The organism is Thiohalocapsa halophila (genome assembly GCF_016583825.1).
Classification (GTDB): Bacteria; Pseudomonadota; Gammaproteobacteria; order Chromatiales; family Chromatiaceae; genus Thiohalocapsa; species Thiohalocapsa halophila.
On sequence record NZ_NRRV01000030.1, the window covers coordinates 48571 to 61550 of the forward strand.

The following is a 12980-nucleotide window of genomic DNA, read 5'->3' on the forward strand; positions in this document are numbered from 1 at the left end:
GGAGGCAAGGCGACCGGGCCTGCGGACGGCGTGGGGCAGCACCGCTGCCGAGCGCGCCTGCGGACAGTGTACCGATGAAGGGCCTTCGCGGCACAGCCAAGGATGTCCTCCTTTTGACCCTCAGCGGTCGCGGATAAAGTCATAAATGTTCAGATAGTCCTGTCCGGGCCAGTTCCAGGAATAGTCCGCACGCATGGCGTTCTTCATCAGCTCGCGGAAGTGCTCCGGGAACTGGTAGTAGCAGTCGATGGCGCGGCCGAGCGCCGATTCCAGGCCCGGGGCGTCATAGTTGTCGAAGCGGTACCCGTTGCGCTCGTGCAGCGGGCGGTCCGAATAGTCCTTGTCGAACACCGTGTCCGCCAGACCGCCGACGGTGCGCACCACCGGGATGGTGCCGTAGTGCAGGGCGATGAGCTGCGTCAGACCGCAGGGCTCGAACTGGCTCGGTACCAGCATGATGTCTGCGCCGGCATAGATCAGGTGGGCCAGCTCGTCGTCGAAGCCGATCTCCAGGTGACAATCGGGGCTCTCGTTGAGCATGTGCTTGAGGCCCCAGAAGTCGTTGTTGATGTCCTGATAGGGGCTGGAGCCCAGCAGCACGAACTGGGCGCCGCGCTCCAGGGCATAGAAGATCGCATGTCGGACCAGCTCGAGGCCCTTCTGCGGGTCGAGCCGACCCACGAAGGCGACGATGGGCTTTTCGTTGTCGGCCAGCATCAGCCGATGGCGCAGGGCGCGCTTGTTGTCGTATTTGGCATCGATGTCGTCGACGCCGTAGCGGGCCGCTAAATGGTGGTCGATCTCCGGGTTCCAGACATCGTAGTCGATGCCGTTGACGACACCGCCGTACTTCATGTGATGGGTGTGCAGGGTGGGCTCTAGGCCGAAGCCCTGACCGCCGTCCTTGGTCTCGAAGGCATAGCGCGGTGACACCGTGGTCACGAAATTGGAATAGACCACGCCGGCCTTGAGCAGATTCAGCGCATCCTTGTGCCGGTTGTCGCCCATACGGTGCAGGTCGAAGAACCGCTGCGGCTGGTGCAGCCCGGTGGCATGCAACAGCTCGGCACCAGTGACGCCCTGGTGCTTGAAGTTGTGAATGGTCAAGCAGGCGCGCGGATGACTCATACCCAGCTGCTGGTAGATTTCGTAGAGAAACAACGGCACCAAGGCGGTCTGCCAGTCGTGACAGTGGAGGATGTCCGGATGCTTGCCGGCCTTCCACAGGAACTCCAGTGCAGCGCGTGAGAAGAATGCATAGCGGAGCACGTCGTCGGCGAAGCCATAGATGCTGCCGCGGTTGAAGAAATTGTCTTGGGAATGGGGCTCGATGAAGAAGCACTTGCGGCTATGCACGAAGCCGAAGAACACCGTGCAATGGATGGCCCCCTCGTACCAGGGCACCCAAAGGTCCCGGTAGACCTCGTGCAGCTCGAAGATATGATCGTAGCGCAGGGTGGCGTATTTGGGCAGGATGATCTCGACGTGATTGCCCCGGATGGCCAGCTCCCGGCTCAGGCCGAAAACCACGTCGGCGAGACCGCCGACCTTGGCCACCGGGGCCATCTCCGGCGTGATATGGACGATGAACAGGCTCGGGCGCTGCCGATGCTCGGCTGGCGGTGGCGGGGGCTGTTGCTGCGGCTGGGGGTGAGGCTGTGGCTCGGGCTCGTAGCCGGAGTCGGCAAGGGGCTCGGGGGTCGGCGCCGGCTCGCTCACCGGGGGCACCGCCGGCGGCGGCCCCAGTGGCGGCCCCAGTGGCGGCCCCGGCGGCTCTGGGCTTTGCGGTGCCGGCTGTGGCGCGGGCTGCGGTTGGCGTTGAGCCGTCGGCTGCGGCGGTGCGGCGGCGGCAGCGGGCGCAAATGCGTGGACCTGCGGCATGGGACGCAGGGCAGCGGTCTCCTGGCCTGCGGAGATACTATGCAGGCGTGGCTCGGCGGGCTGCCGTGGCTGCGGCGCCGCCTTGGAAGGCGCTGCGGCGGTAAAAGGCTCGGCTCGGGTGTCGGGCCGGCTGGTGGACTGGGGCTGGGGCCGGGGCTCGGACTGAGACGGGGGCTGGGATTGGGACGCAGCGATCTTCCGGCTGGCCGCGCCCGCGCGCTTGGTTGTGGTCTTGGTCGTCTTGCCCGCGGTCTTCTCCTCGACCGCGGCTTTTTTAGAGGTCGGCTTCTTTGCCATATCGAACCGCCTGCAGCGTCAGTGAGGTCATTGAGATTGCGTACTGAGCGCGATCTCCGTGTCAGTGGCCTGCTCGCACGGCCTTATTCGGGTCTGCCTGGAGCGGTTTGGGCGTCGGCTCCGGCTTCAATACGATGCCGGCGAGCGGCGGCAGGGTCAGTACCAGCGACTGGGGATGGCTCATCCAGTTGACCGTCTCGGTCGTGATCGGCTCGCTGCCGTTGCCCATTCCGCTGCCGCCGAGCTCGGGCGCATCCGAGTTGAAGATCTCGCGGTATGGACCAGCCGCGGGCGTGCCAATGCGGTAGCCTTCGCGCGGCACTGGGGTGAAGTTGAGCGCTACCACCAAGTGCTGGTCGTCGCCGACGCCTGCGGACGTGGCGGGCGCTCGTCGTTGGTAGACCAGGACGGAATTGTGCGCATCGTGACAGTCGATCCACTCGAATCCCTGCGGCTCGAAGTCCACTGCATGCAGGGGTGCTTCGGTGCGGTGCAGGCCGTTCAGCGTTCGGACCAGCTGCTGTATGCCTTGATGGAAGGGATACTGCACTATGTACCAATCCAGCACTGCGGTGCTGTTCCATTCCTCCCCTTGCCCGAATTCGTTGCCCATGAACAAGAGCTTCTTGCCGGGATGGGTATACATGTAGCTATACAGCAGCCGCAGGTTGGCAAAGCGCTGCCATTCGTCACCCGGCATCCGATACAGCAGCGAGCGCTTGCCGTGGGTGACCTCGTCGTGGGAGAAGGGCAGCAGGAAATTCTCCGTGAATGCATAGATCATGCTGAAGGTCAGCTCGTCCTGATGATACTGGCGGTGGATGGGGTCCTCCTTGAAATACTCCAGCGTGTCGTTCATCCAGCCCATGTTCCACTTCAAGTCGAAGCCGAGCCCGCCGACATAGGTGGGTCGGCTCACCTGGGACCAGGAGGTGGACTCCTCGGCCATCATCAGTGCCCCGGGCACCTGATCGTGCACGATCTCGTTCAGCTCGCGCAGGAAGTCGATGGCCTCCAGGTTCTCGCGCCCGCCGTAGCGGTTCGGCACCCAGTCGGTGCGAGAATAGTCGAGGTACAGCATCGAGGCCACGGCATCCACGCGCAGACCGTCGATGTGGTACTCCTCCAGCCAGTAGAGCGCGCTGGAGATGAGGAAGTTCTTTACTTCGTTGCGGCCGAAGTTGAAGATCAGCGTCGACCAGTCCAAGTGCTCGCCGAGGCGCGGATCCGCGTGCTCGAACAGCGCCGTGCCGTCGAAGCGGGCGAGGCCGTGGGCATCTTTCGGGAAGTGGGCGGGCACCCAGTCCAGAATGACGCCGATGCCATTGGCATGACAGTGATCCACCAGCCAGCGGAAGTCGTCCGGGCTGCCAAAGCGGCTGGTGGGGGCATAGTAGCCGGTGGTCTGGTAGCCCCAGGACAGATCGAAGGGATGCTCGGTGATCGGCATCAGCTCGATGTGGGTGAAGCCGAGATCGCGCACATGCTCCACCAGGCGCTCGGCGAGGTCGCGGTAGTTGAGCATCTCGCCCTCGGGTCCGCGCTGCCAGGAGCCCGGATGGACCTCGTAGATGGCCATCGGGCTGTGCAGCCAGTCATGCTCGCCGCGGGCCTGGAGCCAGGGCGCGTCGCGCCACTGGAAGCTGCTCGGCGGCTCGACGATGGAGGCCGTGCTCGGTCGCACCTCGAAGCGGCGGCCGTAGGGATCGGACTTGAGCAGGATGGCGCCGTCGCGGGAGCGGATCTCGAGCTTGTAGAGCACGCCGGGCGACAGGTCCGGGATGAAGAGCTCCCAGATGCCGTTGCCGTGGACGCGCATCGGCTGGGGGCGCCCGTCCCAGCCATTGAAGTCGCCGACGACGCTGACGCGAGCTGCATTGGGGGCCCAGACCGAGAACAAGATACCGGCGACGCCGTCGGTCTCGTGGACGCGGGCACCGAGCAGCCGATACGCGTGCCAGTGCCGGCCCTCGCCGAACAGGTGCATGTCGAAATCCGGCAGCTGCGGCGGGAAGCAGTAGGGGTCGTGGGCGATGTGCTCACGGTGCTCGTTGTCGCGCCAGATCAGCCGATAGCGCTCCGGCACGGCGGCGGACGGGCCGCGCCATTCGAAGATATCGGTGCCGTGGAGTCGGCCCATGACGTGATTGCCGTCGGCGATGGTTACGGTGTCGGCGCCGGGCAGCATGACCCTGACACAGACGCCGTCACCTTCCGGGTGGCGTCCCAAGACCGCGAAGGGATCGCCATGGCGGGCCTCCGCGATCTGCTGCAGGTCGTTGTCGAGCGGACTCTGGCTCATCCTCAGTACCTCTTGGGATGTCGGGCGGATTCGGCCGCAATCACGGCGACCGCGGCGCCGTTGTGCGACATATCATCACACGTTATCAGGGATTTCGGCCTTCGGTCGCAGGTGCGTCCAACTTTCCGGCAGCACGCGGCGATCACCACCGGTATGGTACAGGACGCGGTCATCGCCACTGCTCGTCCGGAACACGACAGCGCATCCAGACACAGCCAGCATCGCCGACGTCGGCCCGCGACGCATCGCCTGTGCCGCGACCTCGTCCTGGTCGATGCGGCCTTACTGTATTCTTCCCCTCGGCCTACAGGGGCGCCGATGACGGGGCGCTCTCTTGAGCCTCGACAGCTGCACGGTTTGGGAACATCGTGGACATCTTGACAGGACACGCAGGGCGAGCCGCGGAGATCATTGACCTTTTCACCGCGACCTTCACCGCGTCCGCCGGCGCGGAAGAAGGCGCGCAGATCGGGGAGCTGGTGCGCAACCTGCTGGCCGGGCGGGCAGAGCAGGATCGCTTCGTCTTCATCGCCGAGCAGGACGGCAGGATCATCGGCGCCATCATCTTTTCGCGGCTGACCTATGAGCAGGATGAGCGGACGGTCTTCGTCCTCGGCCCCGTCGCGGTGATCCCCGATCAGCAAGGCAAGGCCGTGGGACAGCGGCTGCTGACGCACGGCTTGGCCACACTAGCCAGCGCTGGCGTGGACATCGCCGTGACCTATGGTGATCCGAGCTACTACCGCAAGGTCGGCTTCATGCCCATCAGCGAGGCGGATGCCCCCGCGCCCTTCCCGCTGAATCAGCCCCAAGGTTGGCTGGCGCAGCCGTTGACCGGCCGGTCGATAACGCCCCTGAAGGGTCCGTGCCACTGTGTCGAGCCACTGAATGATCCCGTGTTCTGGTAGCGGCCATCCACAAGAGCCCTCCGACGTCGCCGCCCAGCCGTATCGCAGCGCAAACACCAGCTCGGCCAGTGGCAATTTGGCGGCAATTTGGCGGCACCCGAAGCCTCAGGCGCCGAGCTTCGCAGCAGAAGGACGCCGCACCCTTAGCGACCCGGGGCGCAGCGGGTGGGGGGCCGGAGGCTGGTCATCGGCCGCCGCGGGCGGTTTCGGCGCATTTCCCCCTCTCTGCGGGGCATTGCGCCCGCCGCGAGCGCTTGGGGCAACGCCGGCCGCCGGTTGACCACTCAAGGCGAGCGCACTGATGCGTCTTGTGAGTCGGTGGTTGGGTGTAGCCGGCTGATTGGCCTGCGACTTGCCCGTCTCATAGCGGATTCCAACACAGCTGTGAGAGGCGCATAAAATGCAGCAGCCGCTGGAGATCAATTTTCACGATGTGTCGCGCTCGGATTGGAGCGTGGATCTGATTCGCGAGCGGGCGGCGCGGCTCGAGCGCTACAACGACCAGATCGTCTCTGGGCAGGTCATTGTGTCACGCCCGCACCACAGCCAGCATAAAGGCATGCCTTACCGGGTCACCATCGAGCTGCGCCTGCCGCCGCAGCAGACGCTGGCGGTAACGGAAGAGCCTGACGAGGTGCCGCGTGGCGAGGCCGACCTGCGTCCGGTGATCAACGGCGCCTTCGACACCATGGAGCGGCGCCTGAAGAGCTTGCACCGCTCCACCCAGCGCGAAGCCCTGGCGCCGGCGCCGGACGAGACCCGGGGTCTGGTGGTACGACTGTTTTCTGAGGACGGCTATGGCTTCCTGCGCACGCCCGATGGGCGGGAGCTCTACTTCCACCAAAATGCCGTGCTCCATGACGACTTCCCGCGGCTGGCGGTGGGTACCGAGGTCCGCTGCGAGCCCGAGATGGGCGAGGCCGGACCCCAGGCCAGCACGGTGCAGATCGTCAACAAGCCCGGTGAGCGCGAGAGCGAGGACACCCGCCAGCGCGCGGACGTCACCGCCGGCTGGCGCAATACCGACGCGCTCGACTGAGCCCGGCAGCCGCAGACGCCCGATCGCTCGGACAGCGCTGCCATGCCCGGCCGGAGCTCTGCCGCTGCTCCGCGGTGGATGCCTCGGCGCCCGCGACCGCCCGAGGCCGAGCGGCGGTCACCGCCGGGATCGCGGATCGCCGGCGGGCCATCGGGCTGTTCCTGAGTCTGGAAGCCGGCGCGTGCGTGCGCCTTGGCGCGCTTGACTGGTCTGGGGAGGACCCGGCCACTTTGGCCATTGCCGAGGCGCCAAGCATCGTTGCCGAGGACGCCGCGCTGCTGAATGCCATCACACAGACCCTCGCCGCTGCACCGGATGCTTGAGCCATCCATGGCGGCTTGTGCTGGCTCCCGCTCCTCGAACGCGGCAGCGATGCGATCGCCCACGTCCGGGTCGATCTTGCGCCAGTAATCGAAAGCGGGCTCCAGCACCAAGGCATAGACGGGGTCCTCGGACTTCTGCACCCGCATCGCGCCCTCCTTTGGCGGGCCTCCGTCAGTGGTGTTCGCGGCGAATGTTTCCGGGGCGCGCGCGGCCCGCGGAGTGGACCAGCCCGTCGGCTACAACTGCACCGACTAGCGAGCCAGAGCGGCGATGAGCGTCCGGCAGAAGGCCGGCAGGTCGCCGGGATGGCGGCTGGAGATCAGCGGTCCGTCCTGAACCACCTCGCTGTCCTCCCATTCGGCGCCGGCGTTGACGAGGTCGTCGCGGATGGACGGCGCCGAGGTGACCCGACGCCCGCGCACGATGCCCGCGGAGATGGGCACCCAGCCCGCATGGCAGATGAAGGCCACCGGCCGGCCCTGCTCGGCCATGTCGCGCACCAGCGCGAGCAGGCTCTCGTCGCCGCGCATGCGATCCGGAGCATAGCCGCCAGGGATGATGAGTGCGTCCATGTCCATGGCGATAGCCGAGCTCACCGGTCCGTCCGGCAACGCCGACAGACCGTGCTTACCGTGGTAGATGGTGGCGCCGGTGCCGAGCAGGGCGACGCGGGCGCCGGCCTCGCGCATGCGAATCACCGGGTACCAAAGCTCCAGGTCCTCGAATTGGTCCTCGACGAGCACGCCGATGCTGCGGTTTGCTAGCTCCTGGGCCATGTGTTGCCTCCGTTTGAGCGGGTGAATGGACGGTTGCGGGCAGGCCGATGCGCAGCTGCCAGCACGTGCGATGCCAATTGCCCAGCCCTCGGCCGAGCATGCCCCGAGAGCCGGCAGGTAGAGCGCGGCGATCGGTCTCGCGAGCGTCGGAGGGGTGGATTTACCGCTGCAAAGGTGGATTTCCCCCGGGAGTCACGACCTCGCCGTGTTGGATGTGATCCACGTCTTCTGCGAATGTGCGCTATTCGCTCGCGGCTTCGACGCGACGACCTCAGCGCTGGTCCGCGTCTGCGGCATCTGTCGCGTCGCCCGCGACTTCGGGTGGCTCATCCGGTGCCGGCAGCTCCTGTACCGGATCTTCTTCCTGCTGGCGAAGCACCAGCTCGTGCAGGTCCCGGAAGCCCTCTTCCAGCGACGATGCCATGGTCACCAGCCGACCCTGACTGACGATGATCCGCGCCAGCTGCGGCATGGGCGAGGTGGCGGTCGCCTCCAGGAAGATGCCTTGGATATAGGTCACCACGCCCTCGACGGGCGCGACGACCATGCGCCCGCGTCTGGCCTTGGAGCCCTGTTGTCGCCAAAGGGTCAGCTCCTGACTGATGTGCGGATCCTGCCGGATGAAGGAGTTCACCTGCGCTGGGCCGTACACCAATGTCCCTTTGGGGAAGTTGTAGACGACGATGCGCCCGTAATTGTCGCCGTCGTTGCCGATCACCGCCAATGCGCGCATGTTGTTCTGGCCGAGCGGCGTCATGGGCAGGATGAGGTTGTATTCGAAACGGTCCTCGTCGATGAGGTTCAGCGTCACGTAATAAGCGGTGACCCGGTCCACGTCGTCGCGCCATTGCACGCTGGGCAGCTCCCAGGCGTCCTCTTGATTGTAGAAGGTCTGGGGATCGGTCTGGTGGTAGCGGGCATAGACGTCCATTTGTACGTCGAACAGGCTCTTGGGATAGCGCAAATGCGTCTTGATGGCGTCCGGCATTGCCGACATCGGCTGATACAGACCCGGATAGATACGCGAATAGGCGACAGCGATGGGGTCCTTGGGGTCCGCTACATAATAGCTGACATCGCCATTATAGGCGTCGACGACGATCTTGACGGCATCGCGGAGGTAGTTGAACGGGCGGTCGATATAGTCGAAGGCGCCGTCATAGGGCTTGGCGTAGGGATACCAAGCGGACGCTGTTGCCGCGTTCTGAATCCAATACAGCCTGCCGTCGGCCACGGCGATATAGGGGTTCGGATCGAGGATCAGCTCGGGCGTCAGCTTGCGGATGCGCTCGCGGATGTCGCGGCGGAAGAGCAGGCGGCTGGCGTCTGTGGTCTGGGTCGTATAGAAGATGTTCGGCTCGCCAAAATAGAGGGCAAATACCAGCTTACGGAACAGACTACCCAAAGCGACACCGCCGTCGCCGGCATAGTCCGTCAGCGCCGTGGTGTCGCCGGAGGCAAAGTCGAATTCGCGGCTGGCATTGGGTGCGATGACAGGCGCATAGGTGCCGACGCCATAGTAGATGGCGGGCTCGTCGACGCTAAGACCCGCGACTGACTCCGGCGGAATCCCCTGTACATACCACTCCATGGGCTGATCGGCGGCCTGCGAGGCCGGTGTCATGACAACACCGTATCCATGGGTGTATTTGAGCCAACGGTTGACCCAGGTTTGGCGCTCCGGATGGAGCGCGCGAAGATGGATCTCGCGGGCGGCGAGGAACACCTGTTGATAGACCCCTTCCACACTGTAGCGCCCGACATCGATCCCCTCGAAGGCATAATAGGGACGGATCTCTTGAAGCTCGCGATAAACGGGTAGCAGTGCCTCCTCGTCCCAAATCGGGATGTTGTGGAGGTTCAGCTCCATCTCCGGGGTGATCTCCTCCCAGGCCGTGTCCCGCACCGGGTATTCTCGCGTTTCCACATCCGTGAGCTCATAGGCCGCGCGGGTCGCCTGGATATTGTTCTGAATATAGGGCGCCTCGCGAGTCAGCTCATTGGGCTTGACCGCATAGCGATGCACGGCGTCGGTGACGAAGGGCGTATGACGTAGGCCCACGACGGCCGCGAGCAGCACCAGCGCCACCACCAGCGCCGGCCCGCCCTTGGCGGTGTTGAGCAGACTGAGCAGCAGGCCGCCGATGATCAGCGCCAGTACCGCAGCGCCGCCAATCAGCGGCAGCGTGACCCGCATTTCCTCATAGCCGGGGCCGTAGAACAGCGGCAGGTGGTCGTCGGTGTAGAGCAGCAGCAGGGCATCGCCGGCGAACCAGCCCACGCCGAGCAGGAAGATCAGGCCCAGCACGACGCTCAGGTGCAAGCGCGCACCGCGGCGCAGCCGCCCGTGCTCGCGCGGCATGGCGCGGTGCTCCAGCCAGTAGAGCAGGACGAGGCCGAGCAACAGCACCACCAGGGCGACCATGAGCTCGGTGTAGAGCAGCAGATAGACGGGCAGAGCGAACAGGTAGAAACTCACGTCCAGCCCGAACACCGGGTCAGCGCTGCCGGCAGCGGGCGCCGTGAGGTACATGAGCACGCGCTCCCAGTCAAAGAACATGGGCAGCGCAACGATGACGGCGAGCGCCAGCGACAGCGGCAGGTAGAAGGCCAGCGAGCGCTTCTTGAAGCGCTCGTAAACCCGCCGGAGCCGGGTGGCGGTCTGCTGATGCGCCGGCGCCGGTGCGCCCAGGTATTTCGCACCAAGCCAGAAATTGCCGAAGAAGACGGCGAAGAACAGCAGCACGGCGCCGCCGAACACCAGATAGCGATACAGCAGGCGCTGCCAGAAATAGAGCCCGTAATCCAGGCCCTGGAACCACCAGAGGTCGACGAGGAAGTCCCGCAGCGCTATGCCGAGCCCGATCCCGACGACGGGCAGGATGACCAGGATCGCAAGCGTTGTTACGGAGACGACTTTCCAGGTGCGCATGGCTCCTCCGGCGGGTCTGCGGACGGGCCGCCGCCGACATTAGGCCGGGGCAGCGCAGTCCAACGCGTTGACGATAGCCGAGCAAGGCGCATGCCGCGGGTATCGCAGCGCCGCCGCCGCGCTCCGGGCCGGACTCCGGGCCTTGACCGCGCAGGCGCCTGTTTAAGCGCCGGTCATGGACCTCGGGACCGCCGGCGTCCCGGCGCGGCCAGAGCGCAGGGCGCATTGGGCGGTGTAAGCCGCAGCTGGTGGAAATGCACCGATCACACGGTAGCCCCAGTCGCCGGTCGTGACCCCCGGCCGCCGGCGGCAGCCAGCGCCGACGGGCGCGACGCATGCCGGTGCGGGCGCTTGGCACCGCTGCTGCTATCCGGCGATGGCGTGCGGCTGCCGCAGCTGACCCTGATCCGACCCACGCTCTACCTGGAGGTCTCGTCGTCGGACGCCGCCAACTGGATTCTCGGCGGCCCGGCGCAGACCATCGTCGAAGCGGCGGCGGCACCGGGCGGCGAGCTCGGCAACCTGCCGCAGATCCACCGCTTGGAGGTGGAGGGCACGGTGGTGCGGCTCTTCGCGCTGCGCGGCTTTGACCTCGCTTGCATCGCCGAGGAGCTGCTGTAGCGCCGGGTCCGGTTGCGGCAGGTCCAAGCGCAGCTGCGGTTGCGCGACGGCGTGCTGCGCCTGGACCCGCTGTCCGCGGCCGCCGGCATTACAGTGCCGAGCGCATCCGCACCGACGGGGCGGTCATCACCGGCTTCGATCTGGACCCCCGACTCGTCAATGGGCGCCTGCGCTGACCGCAAAAGCCACCGAGGGGATGAGCCGGGGCCGACGCTCGGGGATGAGCAGCGGCCCGCGGGACGGAGGATAGCGCCAGTGGCTCAGAGGCGCCCAGGGCTCGGCAGCGACATGCCGAGGTCCTCGTTGACCGCATCGATCTGCTCGTTCAGCGTCCAGTAGTCATACAGGTAGCCGAGCAGGAAAAGACCGCCCGTCAGTAGCCAGATGATCCCCGTGAGCCACTTGCCGAGATAGAAGCGGTGGGCGCCCATGAATCCGAAGATCCAGAGCAAGTAGCCCATCAGCACCGAGTGCGTGTCTGTCTCGCGTGTCATGGGAGCGCCGTGGTCGTCTGGACTCATTGCTGCTGCTGCTGTGCGGCGTCCGCCTGCCCCTTCGGCATGTCCACGTCCACATCCGGCACCGGAACAGAGACCGACTGGGTGTCCACGTCTACGTCCGGAGCCTGAATATCCACCTGGGGCATCTGGCCTGGCTCGGCGTCCACGTCGACGCTCGGCAGCTGACCCTCCTGGGTCTTCTCCACGTCGTATTTGGGCAGCTGGCCCGGGTCGGCGCTGACGTCGACGTCGGGCATCTCGCCGTCCTCGACTTGCATGTCACACCCCGCGACCATGGGCAGGGCGGCACAGGCGATGATCAATGTCGTAGACCGGAAGCGCATGGTGATTGAGCCTCGTTGAGTTGCTTGATACCTCTCATTAGGCAATCACCCTGCCAAGTCGATGGCCTGTCGGCGCTCTCGCGGTGGAGGGCGCTGTGGGAGCGGCCTCCGGCCGCGACGGCGTCCAGAGCCCCGGCAACATCCGTCGCGGCAAGGATGCCGGTCCCACAGGCGTGCCGATCAAAGCGCCCCGCGCAGCACGCGCAGCAGCCAGATCACGAGCGCGTCCCGCAAGCCGGCCGCCCGATCAGCCTTGGAGCGCGTGTAAATAGGCGTAAGGCCAGTCGGGGATTTGCGCCGACTGGCGGTTGAGATCAGCCAAAGGCGCACTGCCAACAGCCGTTGGCTGCAAGGCGGGCAGCTTGTGTCGGTGGGTGCCGGCGCTTGGCGAAGCTGCCCCGGCTTTTGCCACGGGGCGGCCCTGCGCCGCTCTCGGCGCAGAATCAGAGCCGAGCGCGAAGACTGGCCCGGTGCCTGCAAAACCCTGCGAGAGGGGCCGCCGCGGTGCGGCCGGTCACCGGGTGAATGCCCAAGCAGTGCGTCGCCCGGCGATATCGGTACCCGAGGCGGCTCGAATCGAGCCAACCAATTGGAGTAATGTCATGTTGCAGTGGGCCCTGATCTTTCTCGTTGTCGCTATCATCGCCGGCTTGCTCGGCCTCTCCGGCGTTGCCGGCGCTGCCACCAACATCGCCTGGATCCTGTTCCTGGCGGGTCTGGTGATGGCCGTCATCTTCTTCATCCGCGGCCGCAGCCCCTCGCCCTGACGCCTTGCCCCCGGGACGCCTTGCGTACGGCGGATCTCGGTCGGGCGCCCCACTGAGGGCGCCGCGCTGAGCCATGTCGCGCATGAGTCATCAGGCGACAATGGGTCGAGGCGCGGCGCTGCCCTGGGGCCTTCCCGCGTATCCTCCGCCGCCCCACGACATTGCAGTACTCCTGACTTGGCGCCGAAATTAATGCGACTGGATCGCCTCGAACACGAGGCGCAGGTCGGTACCGGGGTAGACGGTCCGCTGGGTGTTGAGGCAGTCGCACAGCGCAATGAGCGCTTTC

At 65.8% G+C, this 12980-nt stretch carries 11 protein-coding genes; 5 read left to right on the forward strand and 6 right to left on the reverse strand.

The genetic code is table 11. The features are described 5' to 3' along the window. Window positions 1-120 precede the first annotated feature (120 nt). Window positions 121-1881 carry a glycogen synthase gene (locus CKO31_RS13540; protein ID WP_200238377.1) on the reverse strand — a complete coding sequence of 587 codons (1761 nt, stop codon included), beginning with the start codon at window positions 1879-1881 and terminating at the stop codon, window positions 121-123. A 358-nt stretch (window positions 1882-2239) separates the two neighbouring features. Further along, a complete protein-coding gene (gene glgB, locus CKO31_RS13545) occupies window positions 2240-4480 on the reverse strand; it encodes a 1,4-alpha-glucan branching protein GlgB (RefSeq protein ID WP_200238341.1) in 2241 nt (746 codons plus the stop codon). Between the two features lie 377 nt (window positions 4481-4857). Between glgB and CKO31_RS13550 the strand changes: the two genes are divergently transcribed. The 3 genes from CKO31_RS13550 to CKO31_RS13560 all read left to right on the forward strand — a co-directional run bounded on the left by CKO31_RS13550 (window position 4858) and on the right by CKO31_RS13560 (window position 6750). Continuing rightward, window positions 4858-5388 (forward strand): GNAT family N-acetyltransferase, encoded by a 531-nt coding sequence (locus CKO31_RS13550; RefSeq protein WP_207148015.1) that lies wholly within the window; start codon window positions 4858-4860, stop codon window positions 5386-5388. A gap of 400 nt (window positions 5389-5788) precedes the next feature. After that, window positions 5789-6427 carry an HPF/RaiA family ribosome-associated protein gene (locus CKO31_RS13555; protein ID WP_200238345.1) on the forward strand — a complete coding sequence of 213 codons (639 nt, stop codon included), beginning with the start codon at window positions 5789-5791 and terminating at the stop codon, window positions 6425-6427. 74 nt (window positions 6428-6501) lie between these two features. Further along, window positions 6502-6750: a hypothetical protein gene (locus CKO31_RS13560; RefSeq protein WP_200238348.1), complete on the forward strand. Its 249-nt coding sequence runs from the start codon at window positions 6502-6504 to the stop codon at window positions 6748-6750. Between the two features lie 252 nt (window positions 6751-7002). Here the strand turns inward: CKO31_RS13560 and CKO31_RS13565 are convergent, their stop codons facing one another. Both CKO31_RS13565 and CKO31_RS13570 read right to left on the reverse strand, forming a co-directional pair. Continuing rightward, complete coding sequence (locus CKO31_RS13565; protein ID WP_200238351.1) at window positions 7003-7527, reverse strand: type 1 glutamine amidotransferase domain-containing protein; 525 nt, start codon at window positions 7525-7527, stop codon at window positions 7003-7005. 271 nt (window positions 7528-7798) lie between these two features. Continuing rightward, entirely contained in the window at window positions 7799-10459 is a 2661-nt protein-coding gene (locus CKO31_RS13570; protein WP_200238353.1) for a UPF0182 family protein, read from the reverse strand. 351 nt (window positions 10460-10810) lie between these two features. On the opposite strand from CKO31_RS13570, the gene CKO31_RS13575 reads away from it, so the two are divergent. Next, window positions 10811-11080: a hypothetical protein gene (locus CKO31_RS13575; RefSeq protein WP_200238355.1), complete on the forward strand. Its 270-nt coding sequence runs from the start codon at window positions 10811-10813 to the stop codon at window positions 11078-11080. 260 nt (window positions 11081-11340) lie between these two features. On the opposite strand, the gene CKO31_RS13580 is transcribed toward CKO31_RS13575, so the two are convergent. After that, the gene (locus CKO31_RS13580; RefSeq protein ID WP_242475362.1) at window positions 11341-11601 is read right to left on the reverse strand and encodes a TM2 domain-containing protein; all 261 of its coding nucleotides are present in this window, start codon (window positions 11599-11601) and stop codon (window positions 11341-11343) included. Beyond that, window positions 11598-11924: a hypothetical protein gene (locus tag CKO31_RS13585; RefSeq protein ID WP_200238356.1), complete on the reverse strand. Its 327-nt coding sequence runs from the start codon at window positions 11922-11924 to the stop codon at window positions 11598-11600. Before CKO31_RS13585 ends, CKO31_RS13580 begins: the two co-directional genes overlap by 4 nt. A gap of 602 nt (window positions 11925-12526) precedes the next feature. Between CKO31_RS13585 and CKO31_RS13590 the strand changes: the two genes are divergently transcribed. Continuing rightward, the gene (locus CKO31_RS13590) at window positions 12527-12691 is read left to right on the forward strand and encodes a DUF1328 domain-containing protein (RefSeq protein WP_200238360.1); all 165 of its coding nucleotides are present in this window, start codon (window positions 12527-12529) and stop codon (window positions 12689-12691) included. The last annotated feature ends 289 nt before the right edge of the window (window positions 12692-12980 follow it).

Excerpts from the sequence above, each read along its gene's own strand:
- CKO31_RS13540 (WP_200238377.1), bottom strand. The coding sequence starts at position 1,881 with ATGCCGCAGGTCCACGCATTTGCGCCCGCTGCCGCCGCCGCACCGCCG.
- glgB (WP_200238341.1), bottom strand. The coding sequence starts at position 4,480 with ATGAGCCAGAGTCCGCTCGACAACGACCTGCAGCAGATCGCGGAGGCC.
- CKO31_RS13555 (WP_200238345.1), top strand. The coding sequence starts at position 5,789 with ATGCAGCAGCCGCTGGAGATCAATTTTCACGATGTGTCGCGCTCGGAT.
- CKO31_RS13565 (WP_200238351.1), bottom strand. The coding sequence starts at position 7,527 with ATGGCCCAGGAGCTAGCAAACCGCAGCATCGGCGTGCTCGTCGAGGAC.
- CKO31_RS13570 (WP_200238353.1), bottom strand. The coding sequence starts at position 10,459 with ATGCGCACCTGGAAAGTCGTCTCCGTAACAACGCTTGCGATCCTGGTC.
- CKO31_RS13580 (WP_242475362.1), bottom strand. The coding sequence starts at position 11,601 with ATGAGTCCAGACGACCACGGCGCTCCCATGACACGCGAGACAGACACG.
- CKO31_RS13585 (WP_200238356.1), bottom strand. The coding sequence starts at position 11,924 with ATGCGCTTCCGGTCTACGACATTGATCATCGCCTGTGCCGCCCTGCCC.
- CKO31_RS13590 (WP_200238360.1), top strand. The coding sequence starts at position 12,527 with ATGTTGCAGTGGGCCCTGATCTTTCTCGTTGTCGCTATCATCGCCGGC.